A 17,950-nucleotide genomic window follows, 5' to 3' on the forward strand; every position below is an offset into this window, starting at 1 on the left:
CCATGACCCGAGACGACCTGATCGCGCTCACCCCGGACGTGCTCGCCGCGCTGAGCAACAGGGGCCTGGTGAAGCGCGCCACCAGGGAGGTCGACGCCGGTGAGCGCCCCGCGCTCACCGTGGACGCCGACGGCGCGGTGCGCGCCGCGTACCCGGACGGGGTGACGGCGACGCTGCCCGCGGGCGCCGGCCTGGCAGCCGGGAGCTGCACCTGCCCGGCGCCCGGCGTGTGCCGGCACCTGCTCGCCGTCGTGCTGACCTACCAGCGCACGCACGGCGAGGCCCCGGGCCGCGAGGCCGCGCCCGACCGGAACGCCGGGCCGGGCCACGACGCCCCGCCCGGCCGGGAGGATGCCGGAGGCGAGCCGTGGCGCTGGTCGCCGGGCGATGTCACCGACGACGAACTGGCCGCCGCGATCGGCGCGCCCGCGCTCGCCGCCGCGCAGCGGCGCCGTCGGCGCGGCTACACCGCCGTGGTCCACCGGCCCGACGCCGCCGACCCGGTCCCGCGCGTGGAGCTGCCCACCGGCACGGTCCGCTTCCTGGTGCCGCGCCAGGTCGGGTACGCGCGCGGCGACGCGGCCGACGACGGCGGCGAGGCGATCGCCCTCGCGGTGTGGGCGTGCCGGGCGGCGGACCGGGAGCAGCCGGACCGCCCCGAGGCGCAGGTACGCGTCGGCGGCGCGGCCACCGTGACGGACCATCCGGCGCTGGACGCGGCGGTGGCGCTGGCCGCCGACGTGCTGCTGACCGGGGCCGCGCACCTGGGCTCCGGCGTGGACGCCCGGCTGGCGGCGGCCCGGCGCGACCTCGACGCAGCCGGTATGCGCTGGCCGCTGCTGGCGGTGGAGGACCTGACCGGGCAACTGGAGGCGTACGCGACGCGCGGCGCCCGCTACCGGCCGGAGGCCCTCGCCGACCTGCTCGCCGAACTGCCCGCCCGGCGGCGCGCGGTCGTCAACGCCGGCGCCACCCCACCGGAGCGGGTGCTCGGCACCCACGAGCCGGCCGAGACCCCGCTGCGGCGGGTGCGCCTGACCGGCCTCGGCGCCCGCGTCCGTGAGAGCGGCGGCGAGGTGGGTGTGGACGTGGTGCTCGCCCACCCGGCGGCCGTCTCCGTGCTGGTGCTGCGCCGCGCCTACCCCGTCACCGACGACGGCACGCCCACCGGCCACGAGCTGGCCGGGCGGCGGGTCACCGGCACCACGCTCGGCGCGCTGGCCACCGGCAACGTGGTCTCCGAGTCGGCGGTGCGCAGCGCCGCGCATCAGCTCCGGTTCGCCGCCGGGCGGCTGGCCCGCACCACAGTCACCCCCGGCGCGGGAGAGTGGTCCGGCCTGCCACCGGGCCTGCTCGCCCGCGACCCGGACGCGCTCGCCGCCGAGCTGGCCGGTCGGCCACCCCGGCCGCTGCGCCCCCGCACCGCCGCCGAGTCGGTGCGGGTCCTGGCGCTCGGCGAGGTGCGCGCCATCGGGTACGCGGCCGGCGAGCAGCGCCTGCACGCCACGGTGACCGGGGCCGACGGCGGCACGGCGACGATCACCGCCACCCACCACGCCGCCGCCCCGGGCGCACTCGACGCGCTCGCGGCGGTGCTGGACGGCACGCACGGGCCGCCGCGCTACGTCAGCGGGACGGTCCGCCGAGGCGCCGACGGGCTGGTCGTCGAGCCGCTGGCGGTGGTCGCCGACGCGGTGGTCGTACCCGATCTGGCACCCGGGGTGGGCGACGGCCGGCCGGCCGGCACGGTAGGCGCCCGGCCCGACCCGGTCGCCGCCGCCCTCGGTACGGCGTCGGCGCTGCTCGCCCAGGCCGCGCACACCGGACTGCGGCACCTGCCGGCGGGCTTCCCGGACCGGCTGGGTGCGACGGCCGCCGCGCTCGGCGGAGCCGGCCTGGAGCGCTGCGGCGCGACGCTGGCCGGGCTGGCGGCAGCGCTCGGCGCCGACCCCGGCGAACCGGCGGTACGGGCCTGGGTGGACGCCTGGATCCGGTTGTCCGTCACGGCGGAGTCCCGGTGAGCCGGTCCCCACCGCGGGAAAGGATCGCTACGGTGTGACGGTGGCGACCACGGCGGCGCAGGAGATCCAGGTGGGGGAGCGGCTGGTCCGCGTCTCCAGCCCCGACAAGCCCTACTTCCCGGAGCGCGGGCTGACCAAGCTGGACGTGATCAGCTACTTCCTGTCCGTCGGCGACGGCATCCTGCGCGCGCTGCGGGACCGGCCGACCATGCTGGAACGCTGGCCGCGCGGCGTGTTCGAGGGCGCCAAGGTGGCCACCCGGCAGACCAACAAGGGCGACGCGTTCTACCAGAAGCGGCTCCCTGCCGGCGCGCCCGACTGGGTCCGCACCGCCCACATCACGTTCCCGAGTGGGCGTACCGCCGACGAGGTGGCCCCGAGCGAACTGGCCGTGGTGATCTGGGCGGCCAACCTGGGCACGCTGCGGTTCCACCCGTGGCCGGTGTCGAAGGACGACGTGGAGCACCCCGACCAGCTGCGCATCGACCTCGACCCGATGCCGGGGGTCGACTTCGCGCAGGTGGTGCCGGTGGCGCACGAGGTACGCGCGTTCCTGGCCGAGCTGGGCCTGGAGGGCTTCCCGAAGACCACCGGCGGGCGCGGCATCCACGTGTACGTCTCGATCGAGCCGCGCTGGAGCTTCGGCGAGTGCCGGCGGGCGGTGCTCGCGCTCGGCCTGGAGATGCAGCGCCGCCTGCCCGACCTGGTCACCACCACCTGGTGGCGCGACCAGCGGGACCGGCCGGTCTTCGTCGACTACAACCAGATGGCCCGCGACCACACGATGACCTCGGCGTACTCGATCCGGCCGACGCCCGCCGCGCTGGTCTCCGCGCCGCTGGAATGGTCCGAACTGGACGACGCGCGCCCGGAGGACTTCGACGTGCTGAGCATGCCCGAGCGGTTCGCCGGGCGCGGCGACCCGCACGCCGGGCTGGACGCGCGGCGGTACTCGCTGGAACCCCTGCTGGAGCGGGCCGACGCCGAAGGGCTGGAGCCGCCGCCGGAACGCTGACCGGTCAGTCCCAGGGGCTCTGCGTGCCGTCGAACTCCTCGAACACCAGCCAGGTACGTGTCGACAGCACCCCGGCGATGCTCTGCACCCGGTCCAGCACCACGTCCCGCAGCGTCGCGTTGTCCGGCGCCCGGACCAGCGCGAGGACGTCGTGCTCGCCGCTGAGCAGCGCCGCGTGCTCGATGTAGCGCACCCGGGCCAGCTCGGCGGAGACCTCCCGCCAGGTGTTCTGCTCGATGGTCAGCGCGATGTACGCCGACGTGCCCAGCCCGGCCGGCTCCGGCGCCACCCGCGCGGTGAACCCGGTCAGCACCCCGTCGCGCAGCAGCCGCTCCACCCGGGCGTACGCGTTGGTGCGGGACACGTGCACCCGTTCGGCGAGCGTACGGATCGACGTGCGGGCGTCGCGGACCAGTTCGCGCAGGATCCGCCGGTCCACCTCGTCCAGCGGCCCGGCCGAACGTCCCGTTCCGCCCGCCGCGCCCGGTGTGGTGCCGGTCTCCTGGCTCACCTCAGCCGCCCTTCCGTGCCATTCGTCCCGCGTTCATCCCGCATGTTGAGTCAATCATCCACGACCGGGAGCATAGGGCCACCACACGTCCAGGAGGTCCCCGCCGTGACGACCACACCCCAGGCGGTCCGCAGGGCATCCCCGCGCACCCGCCGGAAGACCACCCCGGCCGCACCCGACCCGTCCGCCGGCTTCATGCCGCAGGCCGAACCGGTCCGGCTGCTCGAACCCGACGGGACCCCGCTGCCGGCCCGCGACGACTACCCGGAGCCGCCGGTCGAGACGCTGCGCGAGATGTACCGGCGCATGGTCGTCGGCCGCCGCTTCGACGTGCAGGCCACCGCGCTCACCAAGCAGGGCCGCCTCGCCGTCTACCCGTCCGCGCGCGGCCAGGAGGCGTGCCAGATCGGCGGCGTCCTCGCACTGCGCGACACCGACTGGGTGTTCCCCACCTACCGCGAGTCGATGGCGCTGACCGCACGCGGCCTCGACCCGGTCGAGGTGCTCACGCTGCTGCGCGGCGACTGGCACTGCGGGTACGACCCGGCCGTCACCCGCACCGCGCCGCAGTGCACCCCGCTCGCCACCCAGTGCGTGCACGCCGCCGGGCTGGCCTACGGCGAGTCGTACCAGGGGCGCGACACCGTGGCGCTGGCGTTCATCGGCGACGGCGCCACCAGCGAGGGCGACTTCCACGAGGGCATCAACTTCGCCGCCGTGTTCAAGGCGCCCGTCGTCTACCTGGTGCAGAACAACAAGTACGCGATCAGCGTGCCGCTGTCCCGGCAGACCGCCGCGCCGAGCCTTGCGTACAAGGGCGTCGGCTACGGCGTACCCAGCGAGCAGGTCGACGGCAACGACCCGGTGGCCGTCCTCGCGGTGCTGGAGCGCGCCGTCGCGCACGCCCGCGCCGGCAAGGGCCCCTACCTGGTCGAGGCCCACACCTACCGGATGGAGCCGCACACCAACGCCGACGACCAGACCCGCTACCGCGACGCCGACGAGGTCGAGGCGTGGCGCGACCGCGACCCGATCGCCCGGCTCGAGGCGTACCTGCGGGCCAAGGGTGTGCTCGACGACGCCGCCGTCGCGGCGATCGCCGACGAGGCCGAGGAGTACGCCGCCGCGCTGCGCCGCCGGATGGACGCCCACCCGACCGTGGACCCGCTGAGCCTGTTCGACCACGTGTACGCCGAGCCGACGCCGCAACTCGTCGAGCAGCGCGAGATGGTCCGGGCCGAGCTGGCCGCCGACGCGGAGGGGGACGCCTGATGGCCACCATGACCATGGCGAAGGCACTCAACGCCGCGCTCGCCGACGCGATGCTCGACGACGAGCGGGTCGTCGTCTTCGGTGAGGACGTCGGCCAGCTCGGCGGCGTTTTCCGGATCACCGACGGGTTGCAGGCCCGCTTCGGCGACAAGCGCTGCTTCGACACCCCGCTCGCGGAGGCCGGCATCGTCGGGTTCGCCGTCGGCCTGGCCATGTCCGGGCTGCGGCCGGTGGTCGAGATGCAGTTCGACGCGTTCGCGTACCCGGCGTTCGAACAGATCGCCTCGCACGTGGCGAAGCTGCGCAACCGCACCCGTGGCGCGCTGAGCGTGCCGATCGTCATCCGCGTGCCGTACGCCGGTGGCATCGGCGGCGTCGAGCACCACTGCGACTCGTCCGAGGCGTACTACGCGCACACCCCCGGCCTGAAGGTGGTCACCCCCGCGACCGTGGACGACGCGTACTCGCTGCTGCGCGCCGCCATCGACGACCCCGACCCGGTGGTGTTCCTGGAGCCCAAGAAGCTCTACTTCACCAGCGCCGAGGCGGACCTTCCGGCCCGTACCGCGCCGATCGGCAGCGCCGTGGTGCGCCGCCCCGGCACCGACGCCACCCTGATCGCGTACGGCCCGGCGGTGCCGGTCGCGCTGGCCGCCGCCGAGGCCGCCCGCGAGGAGGGCTGGGACCTCGAGGTCGTCGACGTACGCAGCATCGTGCCGTTCGACGACGCCACAGTCACCGCCTCGGTCCGCCGTACCGGCCGGTGCGTGGTGATCCAGGAGGCGCAGGGCTTCGCCGGTGTCGGCGCAGAGATCGCCGCCCGGGTGCAGGAACGCTGCTTCCACGCGCTGCACGCCCCGGTGCTGCGGGTCTCCGGGCTGGACATCCCGTACCCGGCGCCGATGCTGGAGCACACCCACCTGCCCTCGGTCGACCGGGTGCTGGACACCGTGGCCCGCCTGCAGTGGGACGACCAGCCCGACATGCGGTGGGTGGCGGCATGAGCGAACGCACCGAGCGGAGCGAGGGCCGTGAGTCCATGCCCGGCCGGCACGGCATGAGCGCGGTTCTTGGGACCCGCGACTTCCTTCTCCCCGACCTCGGGGAAGGGCTCAGCGAGGCGGAGATCGTCGAGTGGCGGGTCGCCGTCGGCGACGTGGTCACCGTGGACCAGAGCGTGGTCGAGGTGGAGACCGCCAAGGCCGTCGTCGACGTGCCCTGCCCGTACGCCGGACGGGTCGTGGCCCTGCACGGCGCGGCCGGTGAGGTCCGCCCGGTGGGTCAGCCGCTGATCACCATCGCCCCGCTCGACGACGCACCCGACCCGCACGCCACCTACCGCGAGGAGGAGCGGGCCGGGTCCGGCAACGTCCTGATCGGCTACGGCACCGGCCATGGCGGCACGGGCCGGCGGAGGCGCCGGCCGCGGCTGGCGCTCGCGCCCGAGCCCGGCCCGCCCGCCTCGGCGGACGCCGCGTCCGATGCGGCGGTCGTGACCGGCTCCGCGTCCAGTCCGGTGGCCGTGACCGGCTCTTCGGTCTCGGCGGGTCCGGCTCCGGCTGGCTCGTCGGTTCCGGCGGGTGCTCCCGCCCTGGCGGGACCGCCGGTCCCGGGCGGCGTGGCCGCGTCGGCGGGCCGGGCGGCCGTTGCGGAACAGGCCGGCGGATCGGCGGCGGCGCCGCTGGTCATCTCGCCGATCGTGCGGCGGCTGGCGAAGGAGCACGGCATCGACCTGGCGTCGCTGCGCGGCACCGGGCCGGGCGGCGTGATCCGCCGGGCCGACCTGGACGCCGCCGTGGCCGCTCCCACCACCGCCGCCTCGGCGGCCCGGCTGGCAGCGGTGCCGGACGCCCCGGCCGCCCACGTCGGGCTCGCCCCGACCGGCGACGGTGACACGGTCATCCCGCTCACCGGCATCCGCAAGGTGATCGCAGACAAGCTCTCCCGCAGCCGCCGGGAGATCCCCGAGGTGACCATCTGGGTCGACGTGGACGCCACCGGCCTGCTGGAGACGCGCGCCGCGATCAACGCCGCCACGCCGGAGGCACCGGTGAGCATTCTGGCCCTGCTGGCTCGGATCTGCCTCAGCGGCCTGCGGAAGTTCCCGCAGCTCAACGCGCACGTCGACACCGAGGGGCAGCGGATCATGCAGTCTGCGGGCGTGCACCTGGGCATCGCCGCGCAGACCGACAGGGGCCTGGTCGTCCCGGTGCTGCGCGACGCGCAGCGGCTCACCACCCGGGAACTGGCCGCCGCGCTCGCCGAGACCACGGCGGCGGCCCGGGCCGGCACGCTGCCGCCGGCACGGCTGACCGGCGGGACGTTCACCCTCAACAACTACGGCGTGTTCGGCGTGGACGGCTCCACACCGATCATCAACCACCCGGAGGCGGCGCTGCTCGGCGTCGGCCGGATCGTCGACAAGCCGTGGGTGGTGGACGGGCAGCTCGCCGTCCGCAAGGTGACCCAGATCAGCCTCACCTTCGACCACCGCGTGTGTGACGGTGGCGTGGCGGGCGGCTTCCTGCGCCACGTGGCCGACTGCGTCGAGCAACCCGCCCTCCTGGTCGCCAACGTCTGACCGGTACGACTCCCGGCACCCGGCCCCGGCCCTCCCACCACGGAGGACCGGGGCCGCTTCCGTCCTCCTCCGCCCGCCCGCGATCTTGCACTTGCGGCCCGTGATGTGCCCGATTTGCAACCTTCTCCAGGGCCGCAAGTGCAAGATCGCGGCAGCGGCGCGGCTCGCGTGGGGGTGATGGCGTCCAGCGCTGCCCGCCTTGCGAGACCGTTGTTCCGGCGGGTGGGATCGCGCGAGATCTTGGTAGGAAAGCGCCCCCATGAGGGCCGTTTCGTACCAAGATCTCGCACTGCCCCCTCGCCTTCATCCGTCGATCATGAGGTTGGCGGGGGCAAAACGGACGCCGCGCGCCGTCAGCTTCATGATCGACGGACGAGGGGTGCGCCAGGAGGAGAGTGGGGGCGGGGAATCGGGCGGAGGGCGCGTGGGGCGCAAGCGGGGACGGGAATTACCTGTCCGGCACGATTCTCCGCAGCTGTTTCCGAGCAATTCCGCCGAAGGTGCCACGGCGCGATCCCAGGCCTACAGAATGTGGGCGAGAGGGTTCGGAAATGGGGGGCGAAATATGTTTGCGAGGCGCCGACTGACGCTTTTCGCGATGACCGTCGCAGCCGCGCCGCTGGCGGTCGGCGCGTGTACCGCCGGCCCGAAGTCGGTGGCGAAGCGGGCCGAGGCGGCGCCGCCGTCGGTCACCGTGTCGCCGGCCGACCGCACCCGGGACGTGCCGATCAGTGCGGAGGTGGGAACGAAGGTCAGCAACGGCAAGGTCACCGCCGTCAAGCTGACCGACGACAAGGGGAACGCGGTGCCGGCCCAGCCGCGTGAGGACGGCTCCGGCTGGGTGCCGGACCGGCCGCTCGTCAATTCCCGGACGTACACGGCGGAGGTGACCGCGACCGGCGATTCCGGTAAGACCGCCACGCAGAAGACGACGTTCACGACGATAGCCAAATCCACCAAACCGGCAGTCACCAGCGAATTGTATTTCCGGCCGAATCAGACGTACGGGACGGCGATGCCGGTCGTGCTCGGATTCGACCCGCCGATTCCTAAGGAGGCGCGTGCGGACGTCCAGCGCCGGCTGTTCGTGAAGACCGATCCGCCGCAGCCGGGCACGTGGTCCTGGGTGGCCGACGGCAAGCAGGCCGAGTACCGGGCGCCGGACCGCTGGAAGCCGGGCACGAAGATCAGCGTGCGCAGCGCGTTGCAGGGTCTGCCGATCGGCAAGGACGCGGTCGGCGACTCCGACCGGGTGGCGAGCGCCAAGGTCGGCCGGCAGGTGACGCTGGACATCGACAACGAGACCAAGCAGATGACCGTCTACCAGGACGGCAAGGTGCTCAAGAAGATCCCGGTCAGCCTCGGCAAGCCGAGCACGCCGACGTCGAGCGGCGCCATGGTGATCATGGAGAAGCACGAGCACACCACGTTCGACACCCGCGGTGAGCCCAACGGTGGCTACGTGGTCGACGTGGACGACGCCCAGCGGCTGACCTGGGGCGGCGAGTTCATCCACTCGGCGCCGTGGTCGGAAGGCGACCAGGGGAGCACGAACGTCTCGCACGGCTGCACCAACGTCTCGGCGACCGCCGCGGACTGGCTGATGGGCTTCACGCAGGTCGGCGACCTGGTGACGGTCAAGGGCACCGAGGTGAAGCTCGACCAGGGCAACGGCTTCACCGCCTGGAACGTCGGCTGGGACGAGTTCGCCAAGGGCAGCGCGCTGCCCGTACCGGCGGGGCTGAAGCCCACGCAGAGCCCCACGCCGCACCCGGGCGCGGTGGCCGGCGGGTCGTCACCGGCCCCGGCCCCCTCGCGGAGCAACAGCGGCGGCTGAACCTGGGGAGGAACGGCCACGGGGCCGGCCCGCGTCCGCGCGGGCCGGCCCCGCGCCGTGCTCAGTCGAGGTCGACGCGGGCCACCCCGGTCGCGGTCAGGCTGCCCAGCCAGAGGTGGCGGCCGTGCTGCCGCACGCCGGTGACCATCGGGTACGCCCCGCTCGGGCCGTGCAGCGTGCGCAGCACCCGGCCGGTGCCGTCGACCAGCGCGACCAGCCCGTAGCGGCGTGGCTGCGGCTGCACCGCGCCGGGTAGCAGGGCCACGATCTGCCGGACCCGGGGATGCGGCAGCAACCGTTCCATCGCCCGCAGCCGAGGGCTGGGCAGCGCGACCCAGTACGTGCCGTCGCCGACCGCCGAGACGTTGTCCGGGTACGCGGGCAGGTCGGTGAGCACCGTGGCCCGCCCGCCGGGCAGGTCCACCCGGAGCAGCCGGTGGGTGGCGGTCTCGGCGAGCATCAGCGCCGACTCGTCCGGGGTGAGTGCGAGCCCGTTGGGGAAGTAGAGCCCGTCCGCGACCACGTCGGTGCGCCCGGTGCGCCTGTCGTAGGCGAGGACGCGTCCGTTGGGCCGGTGCTCCAGCAGGTCGCGTTTCCAGTGCGACAGCGGGAACCGGTCGGAGGAGTCGGTGAAGTAGACGGTGCCGTCGCGGGCGACCGCCGCGTTGTCGGCCAGGTGCACCGGCGGCGCGGTGCCGGTCAGCTCGTGCACCCGGCCGGCCGGGTCGACCCGAAGCAGCCCCCGGTACGCGTCGCAGACCAGCAGTCCGCCGTCGACCGGATCGCGCTCGATGCCCAGCGGTCGTCCGCCGGTTTCGGCCAGCAGGGTGGGCGGCGTGCCGGGCGGGGAGTCGGCCGGCCACCACCAGAGGCGGCCGTCCTCGTCACCGCTGACCACCCGGCCGTCCCCGTCGACCACCACGTCCTCCGGGCCGTGCCCGCCGGCCGGCAGCGGCAGCAGGTCGGCCCGGTCGAGCCGGGTGTCAGCGGGCGCCCAGGGGCCGGTGAGCGGCGGCGGTACGGTCGCCGGCTCGCGGACCGGCCGGATCAGCAGTGGGGCACGCGGGCGGGGGACGGCCATCGGCTCATTGTGGCCCGGCGGCGTCGCGAAGGGCAGTGCCCGACGGCGTTTCGTGCGCGTGGCGGGGGGCTGCGGGATGACCCTGAGACGGCTCGGGGTCGGGTCCCGGACAGTACCCGGAACCCCCGCCGCGAGGCCCGGAAATGTCGGTGGGCCCGGGTAGGTTTGGCCGCATGGTACACAGCGTTGAGCGCTTCCACGTGGCGATGGACGTGCGCGATCACGTGGTCGAGCTGCGCCCGGTCGGCGAGATCGACATCGCCTCCGTGACGGCGTTCCGGGCCGCGCTCTGGGCGGCGCCGGCCCGGCCGGTGCTGCGGGTCGACCTGTCGGGTGTGCGGCTGCTCTCCGCCGCCGGCGTCCGCGCGCTCGTCGCCACCCACCTGCGGGTCCGGGCCCGCGGTGGTGAGCTGGTGCTCACCGATCCCGACCCGGTCGTGGCCCGCGTGCTGCGGGTGACCGGCCTGCACCGGGTGCTCCCGGTGCGCTGCTCGGATCGCGAGCACGAGCTGGTGGCCTGCGCGGCCTGAGCACCGAACCGGCCGGGCGGCCGCGACCGAGGCGCCGCGACCGAGCGGGACATGCGCCGGGCCGCCGGCGTGAGTGCCGACGGCCCGACGTGAACGGCCCTGCGCTCAGCGCACGCCGAGCAGGTCCACCACGAACACGAGCGTCTCGTTGGGCTTGATGACGCCGCCCGCGCCCCGGGCGCCGTAGCCCAGGTGCGGCGGGATGGTGAGCTTGCGCCGGCCGCCGACCTTCATGCCCACGACGCCCTGGTCCCAGCCGGCGATGACCTGGCCGCCGCCGAGCGGGAACTCGAACGTCTCACCCCGGTTCCACGAGGCGTCGAACTCGCGGCCGTTCGAGTGGGCCACGCCCACGTAGTGCACGCTCACCAGTTGGCCCGGGCGGGCCTCCGGGCCGTCGCCGACGGTGATGTCCTCGACCACCAGATCGGCGGGCGGCGCGCCCTCGATCGGGCCGACCTCGGGCTTGTCCATGAACGGTCTCCTCGGGTGCTGACGGTGTGGTCACCGTCGATCCTGCCGGATCGCGACCGGCCGATACGCGCCGGTCCCCGCACACCGGCGTGGCGGGGACACGAAAGAGGCGGGCGTCGCCTGTCGGCGACGCCCGCCTCCGGGCGAGCTGGTCACTTCAGCCAGGGGAGACGCTGGACCAGGGGGAGCTTCGCCCAGACTCGGCCGAGGCCGAGGGTGTTGCCGGCGCCCACCAGGGCCAGACCGGCCAGCAGACCCGCGTAGATGAGGTGGTCGTCCATGAAGGGGTTGTTCGCCGGGGGCAGCACGGCCGTCCACATCAGGACCAGGAGCAGCCCGCCGGCGACGGCGGCGATCCGGATGCCGATGCCGAGCATGAGCGCGACACCGATGCCGAGCAGGCCGAGCATGAACAGCCAGTCCGCCCAGGCCGCGCCGGCCAGGTTCTGGTAGAAGCCCGCGAACGGTCCCTCGACGGCGTTGCCGAGGAAGCCCTTGGTCGGGCTGCCGCCGTTGATCCAGGCGTTCTTCGCCGGGGTCTCGTGGCCGAGGCCGAACATCTTGTCGAGGAAGGCCCAGAGGAACACCCAGCCCAGGGCGAGCCGCAGACCGGCCCAGACGTACCGGGTGGCCTTCTGGCGGGTGGTCTCGGTGTGCGCCGCCGGAGCGGTGGTGACGGCGGGGGTCCGCTTGACGGCGGGGGTCCGCTCGATTGTCGCGGTCATTGTCTCCACGTCCCTTCCTTGCCTCGCACCGCGCTTCCCGGTGGCACATTCATTCCACCGCCGCGCCGTCTCCCGGAGCAGGGCCGAGCGGTGCCCTCCTGACCGGGTCCTTGGTCCCGTCCGGACCCGGTCCGGTCGGCCCCTCGCGGCCGGTCCGCCGCCCCTGACCAGGGCGTACGCCGGCGGCCTACCGTCGCAGGTGAAGACCCGGCACGAGGAGGTCGTGATGAGGACGTGGCAGGTGGCAGACGTGATGACCAGGGACGTCGCCACGGTGACGGCGGAGACGCCGTACCGCGAGATCGTCGACGTGCTGGTGCGGCAGCGGATCAGCGGCGTGCCGGTGGTGGACTCGTTCCGCCGGGTGCTCGGGGTGATCTCCGAGGCGGACCTGCTGCACAAGGTGGAGCGGACCGGCCACCCGGACGAGCGGCGGGTCTTCGAGGGACGGCGTCGCCGTACCGCGCGGGAGAAGGCGGGCGCGCTCGTCGCGCGGGACCTGATGACCGCCCCGGCGGTCACCACCCACGAGCGGGCCACGCTCGCGGCGACCGCCCGGATGATGGACCACGAGGCGGTCAAGCGGCTGCCCGTGCTGGACGACCTGGGCCGCCTGGCCGGCATCGTCACCCGCGGTGACCTGCTGCGCGTGCACCTGCGTACCGACGCGGAGATCCGCGAGGAGGTCGTGCGCGAGGTGCTTCGCCGGGTGCTGTCCGTGCGCGACGGTCTGGTCACGGTCCAGGTCCGCGGCGGCGAGGTCACCATGGACGGGCGGCTGGACCGGCGCAGCGCCGTCGACCTCGCCGGCCGCCTCGCCGCCCAGGTGGCGGGCGTGGTCGCGGTGCACAACGCCATCGGGTACGACGTGGACGACACCACGCTGATGGAGCTGGACCCGGTGCACGCCACCCCGGTCGCCTGAGCGCCGCCACCCGGGCCTCACCTCTCAGGTGGGGCCCGCGGTGGCGAGCTGGGCGGCGAGCAGCGCCGGCGCCTCGGCCAGCGAGGGGCCGTACCAGGTGAGGTGCCGGCCGGAGACCAGCGCCGCGGGTACGCCGGGGAACGCCTCCGGCCCGTCGTCGGCGGTGAACCGGTACGGCTCGTCGGGCAGCACCACCAGCTCCGGCGCGCGGGCGCGCAGCTCGTCCAGGCCGGGCCGGGGATAGCGTTCCGGGTCGCCGGCCCAGCCGTTGCGTACGCCGAGCCGGGCCAGCACGTCCCCGGCGAACGTGTCCCGGCCCAGCACCACCCACGGGCGCCGCCACACCGGCACCACGGCGGTGGGCACGCGTTCGGGCGCCGGCAGCGCGGCCCAGGCGTGGCGGGCGTCCCGCAGCCACCGCGGCTCGGCCGGCACGCCGAGCGCGACGACCAGCTCACCGAGCTGGTCGAGGGCCTCCGGGACGGTACGCGGGAAGGTGACCCGGACCGGCACCCCGGCCGCGCGCAGCGCCTCGGCGTCGGCCAGCCGGTTCTCCTCCTCGTTGAGCAGCACCAGATCCGGCTCCAGCGCGAGCACCCGGTCCAGGTCCGGGTACTTCGTCCCACCGACCCGGGTGACGTCCAGCCCGGCCGGATGGGTGCACCAGTCGGTCGCACCGACCAGCACCTCCGGGCGGGTGGCCGCGACCGCCTCGGTCAGCGACGGCACCAGCGACACCACCCGCACCGCGTCTCCCTCCCCGGACCGGACCGTCAGCGGGCCGGGGCGGCCACGGCGTCGGCGTTCTCCGGCGGCAGGCCCGCGACCGGCAAGCCCTTGCGTACCGCCCAGTCGACAGCGGCACGCAGGTCCGCGGTGGGCAGCGGCCGCCGGGTCGTCACCCCGACCGCCGCGTGCACGATGTACGCCATGAACGGGTACGACCGGGCCAGCGCGCCGATCGCGTCGTGCAGCCGGCGTACCACCTCCAGCGCGGCCGGTTCGTCGAGTCCCGGCAGGACGAGCTGGAACTCGTTCTCGGTGACGCGCACCGCGCGGTCGACCGGCCGCAGCGCCGCCGTGATCGCGGTGAGCACGGCGTGCCCCTCCCGGGCGACGCCGCGGCGGCCGAAGCGTTCCGGCGAGCCGGGCGGTGCGTCCACCCGGATTCCGACCAGCGCCACGGGCAGCGTGCCGGAGGCGGTCACGCCGTCCGCGCCGGACCACCGGGCCAGGCCGGGCTCGTCCAGCATCGTCTCGGCCGGCTGCGCCGGCAGGTGGGTCCGGTCGCCGCGGCGGGCCAGCATCCGCAGCGCCGCCTCGGCGCGCGGTTCACCCGGCCCGGCCGGGATGTCCCGCACCCGGGCGATCGCCTCGTCCAGCGCGGTGCGTGCCGCGGCGGGCAGCCGCTCGGCGAGCTGCTCGCGCAGCCGGATCGTCTCGTGCAGCGCCTCGTCGCGCCGGAAACCCCAGCGTCCCTCGAACAGCCGGCCGGCTTCGAGCGTCGGGGCGGGCGCCACCTCGGCCCGGTCGTGTGCGACGAGAGTGGCGCCGAACCGCGGGCTCAGCGCCACCACCGTCCACTCCCGGGCCAGCGCCTCCGTCTCGTCCAGCGTCACCCCGTAGATCCCCTCGGGCAGGTCCGGCGGCGGCCCGCCGACCATCGCCACCACCGTCACGGCGGCGCGGCCGGCGATGCGCCGGTAGACCTCGCGCTCCCGGGCGAAGTACGGCAGGCGCTGGAACAGCGCGAGCACGACGAGTGGGCCGTCCTCGGCCTCGGCGAGCGCGGCGCGTTCGATGGCGTGGGAGACGGCGACGAGACTGCGTTTGGTGAACTGTTCCGGGGTCCGTCCGCTGGGCACGGGCAGAGCCTAGAGGGACAGGCGCGGTTGCGCACCGGTCGGCCGGGGGGTGCGTGCCGCACCGCCTACACTCGGGCGTCGACCGGACGAGGGGGGATCGGGGCGAGATGACGAGCACAGGCAGCGCGACCGCGTCCTGGCTGCGGCCGATCCCGCCCGGCGCCGCGCCGTGTCTGACCCGCGCGGGCCACCTCGGTCACGCCGGCCGGCGGCTCGGCGACCTGGTGCAGGGCCGCCCGCCGGGTGTCACGGGCAGTCAGTGGAGCACCGCCGGACGGGCGTCGCTCGACCTGGTGGTCTGCGCCGCCGACACCGGGCTGCCGCGCTTCGCGGTGCGGTTCACCGCGCCCGCCGGCGACGGATCGCCCGCCCGGCGGGCCGAACGGCTGACCGACGCCGTCTGCGCCGCCGTGGGCCTGCCGCTGCTGCGTGTCGAGTCGCCGACGCTGGGCGGCGCGGAACAGGTCCGCCGGTTCGTCGAGTACGTGCTGGACGCGCGGGCGTACGCCGACGGCACCGACCCGGACGCCGGTGACGCGGTCGGCTTCCGGGACATCATCGGCCGGCTGCCGGACGGCCGTCGCGGGCCGGTGAACGACCTCGGCGCGCTGGCCCGGGTCGAGGCGGTCGAGGCGTACGTGGCGGGCCGGATCGTCGACCCGATCGTGCGCGGGTTGCACGTGCGCTGGACCGGCGGCCCGGCGGAGGGCTGGGCCTGGGCCGAGGTGCGGCCCGGCCGCTGCCTGCTGGAGCGGGTACGGCTGACCTCGCGCGGCTTCTCCTGCGGCGTCGACCCGGGGCGGCTCGCCGAGGATCTGGCCGTGGCGGCGCTGGGGGAGCGGCTGCGTGACCTCGACGCCGCCGCACCGTCCGAGGTGGACCGGGACGAGCTTCTCCGGCGGGTACGCGCGCTCGCCGCGCAGCGGGATTCCTTCGACGGCGGGTTCGCCTTCGAGCACCTCTGCGCCGACTGAGCCGTCCTCGTCCGAGGACGGCGACTTTTCGATTTTTTTCCGATCTCCGGTTGAACCTTCGCCGACGGCGCTCCGTACCTCATCGGGAATGGACGCAGATCTTCCCCGCCGCGCCCGGACGGCGCGGAGACGGTGCGGAAAGGGCACCGTCGGCCATTGACGCGCGACTGAGCGTCGCAGTGATCTCACACCCCGAATTCGTCGGTCCGCCGGGATCACCAGTCAACTACCGGATCGAGAAGGAGAGCAATTCGATGCGCAGGTCCACACGGGCGCGCCGGTCATCCGGTAACGCGCGGAGCAAGCGGTTGCTGGCAGTGGTCGGCACGCTCGCGGTCTTCGGCGGCATCGTCGCCGTCACCCAGATCTCGTCCGCCCAGGACCGGCGGACGACCACCCGCGCCGCGTCGGCGTCCTGCGTGCCCGCGAGCTCGGGGGCGACCGCCCCGGACGGTCAGGGCAGCACCACCCGTACCTGGCAGAACGGCCGGTGGGTCCGCAACCACTGGGGCGACGGCCAGATGTCGCCGGCCGAGTGCCAGCAGACGAACGCGGGCGGCGCCGGCGCCGGCACCCCGACCGTGGCCTGCCCGGACGTCCGCAGCCGGCTGCCGCAGGTGCCCGACCGGGCCCGCGCCGAGGTGGACCGCACCCTGGCATTGCTGCAGTCCCAGATCGCGGATGCGAACCGGCGGCTCGCGGCGGAGGGCCGCAACGGCGGTGACTTCATCAACAACGCGATCCTGCGTCCGCTCGCGGACAAGCGGACCGCGGCGCTCAACCGGATCGCCACCGCCATCGGCCGGGTCGCCCAGCGCCCGCAGGGCCTGGACCAGCTCGCCCAGTGCGCGCTGACCGACGCCCCCGGCACCGGTGGCGGCCAGAACGGCGGGAACAACAACGGGGGTCAGAACGGCGGCAACAACAACGGCGGCCAGAACGGCGGAAACACCGGCGGCAACAACGGTGGCGGGAACAACAACGGCGGTGGCCAGAACAACGGCGGCGGCAACGGCCTGAACGTGCTCGCCAAGGACTGCTCCGGCAGCCAGCTCCAGGCGCACGACGGTTTCCAGAACGGCAACCGGTGCGTGAGCACCGCGTTCGGTGAGGTCGGCGCCGCGGCGAACAACCCGTCGCTGCTGATCACGCAGTTCCCGAACCAGGTGCGGCGCAATCAACCGTTCACGCTGCGGGTCACCACCAAGAACCTGGTGCGGGACCGCTTCCTCGCCGCCGGCCAGGGTGGCTACTACCTGGAGAGCTCGCTGCTCAACGGCGAGGGCCTGGTGCGCGGTCACTTCCACACCGCCTGCCGGATGCTCGGCAGCACCCGGCAGCCTCCGAACCCGCAGGACGTGCCGGCCTTCTTCGTCGCCACCGAGGACGGCCGGGGCGGCAACCAGCCGGACGACGTGCTGATCCAGATCCCGGGCCTGGCCCAGTCGGGCGTGGCGCAGTGCGCGGTCTGGGCCGGTGACGGCTCGCACCGCATCCCGATGATGGAGCGGGCGAACCAGACCCCCGCCATCGACGTGGTGCGCATCCGGGTCAACTGACACTGACGAACGGCCGCGGCCGTCCGGGGGACTCCTCCGGGCGGCCGCGGCCGTTTGCGCGGACCGAAACGGCGGGACGTGGTCCCGGAGGAAATTTCATGCCGGCGGTATCCGGTCGGATGAAAGTACCGACCGTAGAAAGCCGATCGGGGCCGCGCCGATTTCTCAGCGTGACCCCGGGACGCCCGACGGTGAACCGGCGGTGATCAGCGGTTCTTGTACGCCTCGACCACCGACACCGGGATGCGCCCGCGCTCGGAAATCTCGAACCCGTTCTTGGCGGCCCATTCCCGGATGGCGCGGTTCTGCTCGCGGTCCATTCCCGAGGTGCTCGGCCGGGTGGTGCGGCGGGCGCCGCGAGGAGCTTCGGTCGTTCCCCGACCGATTCGCCTGCCAGCGCTGATGTACGGATCCAGGGCCTTGCGCAGGACGCCCGCGTTCTCGTCGGAGACGTCGATCGTGTACGCCGCGCCGTCCAGGCTGAACTCGACGGTCCGATCGGCCTTTCCGCCGTCGAGGTCGTCGGTCAGAACGGTGATTACTTTCCTTGCCATCGCCATTACTCCCTGTGTCGGGCGGG

17 protein-coding genes are annotated in these 17,950 nt (G+C 74.3%); 10 read left to right on the forward strand and 7 right to left on the reverse strand.

Going from position 1 to position 17,950, the window contains the following annotated elements:
* Positions 1–2 precede the first annotated feature (2 nt).
* On the forward strand, positions 3–2,021 hold the full coding sequence (locus O7607_RS25525) for a hypothetical protein (protein WP_269705744.1): 2,019 nt from the start codon (positions 3–5) through the stop codon (positions 2,019–2,021).
* Positions 2,022–2,055: 34 nt separating this feature from the next.
* Entirely contained in the window at positions 2,056–3,036 is a 981-nt protein-coding gene (locus O7607_RS25530) for a DNA polymerase domain-containing protein (protein WP_269705745.1), read from the forward strand.
* 4 nt (positions 3,037–3,040) lie between these two features.
* Here O7607_RS25530 and O7607_RS25535 read toward each other — a convergent pair whose 3' ends face one another.
* A complete protein-coding gene (locus tag O7607_RS25535; RefSeq protein WP_030499924.1) occupies positions 3,041–3,547 on the reverse strand; it encodes an Lrp/AsnC family transcriptional regulator in 507 nt (168 codons plus the stop codon).
* Positions 3,548–3,619: 72 nt separating this feature from the next.
* On the opposite strand from O7607_RS25535, the gene pdhA reads away from it, so the two are divergent.
* The 4 genes from pdhA (at position 3,620) to O7607_RS25555 (ending at position 9,237) form a co-directional block, all read left to right on the forward strand.
* Positions 3,620–4,819: a pyruvate dehydrogenase (acetyl-transferring) E1 component subunit alpha gene (pdhA, locus tag O7607_RS25540; protein WP_269707078.1), complete on the forward strand. Its 1,200-nt coding sequence runs from the start codon at positions 3,620–3,622 to the stop codon at positions 4,817–4,819.
* Positions 4,819–5,823, forward strand: coding sequence for an alpha-ketoacid dehydrogenase subunit beta (locus O7607_RS25545; protein WP_269705746.1), 1,005 nt, complete (start codon positions 4,819–4,821; stop codon positions 5,821–5,823). Before pdhA ends, O7607_RS25545 begins: the two co-directional genes overlap by 1 nt.
* 53 nt (positions 5,824–5,876) lie before the next feature.
* Complete coding sequence (locus O7607_RS25550; protein ID WP_269707079.1) at positions 5,877–7,400, forward strand: dihydrolipoamide acetyltransferase family protein; 1,524 nt, start codon at positions 5,877–5,879, stop codon at positions 7,398–7,400.
* A 565-nt stretch (positions 7,401–7,965) separates the two neighbouring features.
* Positions 7,966–9,237 (forward strand): L,D-transpeptidase, encoded by a 1,272-nt coding sequence (locus O7607_RS25555; protein ID WP_269705747.1) that lies wholly within the window; start codon positions 7,966–7,968, stop codon positions 9,235–9,237.
* 61 nt (positions 9,238–9,298) lie between these two features.
* On the opposite strand, the gene O7607_RS25560 is transcribed toward O7607_RS25555, so the two are convergent.
* On the reverse strand, positions 9,299–10,318 hold the full coding sequence (locus tag O7607_RS25560) for an SMP-30/gluconolactonase/LRE family protein (RefSeq protein ID WP_269705748.1): 1,020 nt from the start codon (positions 10,316–10,318) through the stop codon (positions 9,299–9,301).
* Between the two features lie 173 nt (positions 10,319–10,491).
* Here O7607_RS25560 and O7607_RS25565 point away from each other — a divergent pair, with 173 nt between their 5' ends.
* A complete protein-coding gene (locus O7607_RS25565; protein WP_269705749.1) occupies positions 10,492–10,848 on the forward strand; it encodes an STAS domain-containing protein in 357 nt (118 codons plus the stop codon).
* A 105-nt stretch (positions 10,849–10,953) separates the two neighbouring features.
* Here O7607_RS25565 and O7607_RS25570 read toward each other — a convergent pair whose 3' ends face one another.
* Positions 10,954–11,322, reverse strand: coding sequence for an FKBP-type peptidyl-prolyl cis-trans isomerase (locus O7607_RS25570; protein ID WP_018784126.1), 369 nt, complete (start codon positions 11,320–11,322; stop codon positions 10,954–10,956).
* 152 nt (positions 11,323–11,474) lie between these two features.
* A complete protein-coding gene (locus O7607_RS25575) occupies positions 11,475–12,056 on the reverse strand; it encodes a hypothetical protein (RefSeq protein ID WP_433493337.1) in 582 nt (193 codons plus the stop codon).
* Between the two features lie 217 nt (positions 12,057–12,273).
* Here O7607_RS25575 and O7607_RS25580 point away from each other — a divergent pair, with 217 nt between their 5' ends.
* The gene (locus tag O7607_RS25580) at positions 12,274–12,972 is read left to right on the forward strand and encodes a CBS domain-containing protein (RefSeq protein ID WP_269705751.1); all 699 of its coding nucleotides are present in this window, start codon (positions 12,274–12,276) and stop codon (positions 12,970–12,972) included.
* 24 nt (positions 12,973–12,996) lie between these two features.
* On the opposite strand, the gene O7607_RS25585 is transcribed toward O7607_RS25580, so the two are convergent.
* Both O7607_RS25585 and O7607_RS25590 read right to left on the reverse strand, forming a co-directional pair.
* Positions 12,997–13,719, reverse strand: a complete 723-nt coding sequence (locus tag O7607_RS25585; protein ID WP_269705752.1) for a helical backbone metal receptor — start codon at positions 13,717–13,719, stop codon at positions 12,997–12,999.
* 26 nt (positions 13,720–13,745) lie between these two features.
* Entirely contained in the window at positions 13,746–14,837 is a 1,092-nt protein-coding gene (locus tag O7607_RS25590) for a DICT sensory domain-containing protein (RefSeq protein ID WP_269705753.1), read from the reverse strand.
* Between the two features lie 107 nt (positions 14,838–14,944).
* Here O7607_RS25590 and O7607_RS25595 point away from each other — a divergent pair, with 107 nt between their 5' ends.
* Positions 14,945–15,811 carry a DUF2726 domain-containing protein gene (locus O7607_RS25595; RefSeq protein WP_269705754.1) on the forward strand — a complete coding sequence of 289 codons (867 nt, stop codon included), beginning with the start codon at positions 14,945–14,947 and terminating at the stop codon, positions 15,809–15,811.
* A 254-nt stretch (positions 15,812–16,065) separates the two neighbouring features.
* Complete coding sequence (locus tag O7607_RS25600; RefSeq protein ID WP_269705755.1) at positions 16,066–17,370, forward strand: hypothetical protein; 1,305 nt, start codon at positions 16,066–16,068, stop codon at positions 17,368–17,370.
* A gap of 206 nt (positions 17,371–17,576) precedes the next feature.
* Here O7607_RS25600 and O7607_RS25605 read toward each other — a convergent pair whose 3' ends face one another.
* Complete coding sequence (locus O7607_RS25605) at positions 17,577–17,924, reverse strand: histone-like nucleoid-structuring protein Lsr2 (RefSeq protein ID WP_269707080.1); 348 nt, start codon at positions 17,922–17,924, stop codon at positions 17,577–17,579.
* Positions 17,925–17,950 lie beyond the last annotated feature (26 nt).

The organism is Micromonospora sp. WMMA1949, from assembly GCF_027460145.1.
Taxonomy (GTDB): Bacteria; Actinomycetota; Actinomycetes; order Mycobacteriales; family Micromonosporaceae; genus Micromonospora.

Coding starts and splice junctions, on each gene's coding strand:
- O7607_RS25525 (WP_269705744.1), top strand. CDS start 3: ATGACCCGAGACGACCTGATCGCGCTCACCCCGGACGTGCTCGCCGCG.
- O7607_RS25545 (WP_269705746.1), top strand. CDS start 4,819: ATGGCCACCATGACCATGGCGAAGGCACTCAACGCCGCGCTCGCCGAC.
- O7607_RS25550 (WP_269707079.1), top strand. CDS start 5,877: ATGAGCGCGGTTCTTGGGACCCGCGACTTCCTTCTCCCCGACCTCGGG.
- O7607_RS25555 (WP_269705747.1), top strand. CDS start 7,966: ATGTTTGCGAGGCGCCGACTGACGCTTTTCGCGATGACCGTCGCAGCC.
- O7607_RS25560 (WP_269705748.1), bottom strand. CDS start 10,318: ATGGCCGTCCCCCGCCCGCGTGCCCCACTGCTGATCCGGCCGGTCCGC.
- O7607_RS25565 (WP_269705749.1), top strand. CDS start 10,492: ATGGTACACAGCGTTGAGCGCTTCCACGTGGCGATGGACGTGCGCGAT.
- O7607_RS25570 (WP_018784126.1), bottom strand. CDS start 11,322: ATGGACAAGCCCGAGGTCGGCCCGATCGAGGGCGCGCCGCCCGCCGAT.
- O7607_RS25580 (WP_269705751.1), top strand. CDS start 12,274: ATGAGGACGTGGCAGGTGGCAGACGTGATGACCAGGGACGTCGCCACG.
- O7607_RS25595 (WP_269705754.1), top strand. CDS start 14,945: ATGACGAGCACAGGCAGCGCGACCGCGTCCTGGCTGCGGCCGATCCCG.
- O7607_RS25600 (WP_269705755.1), top strand. CDS start 16,066: ATGCGCAGGTCCACACGGGCGCGCCGGTCATCCGGTAACGCGCGGAGC.
- O7607_RS25605 (WP_269707080.1), bottom strand. CDS start 17,924: ATGGCAAGGAAAGTAATCACCGTTCTGACCGACGACCTCGACGGCGGA.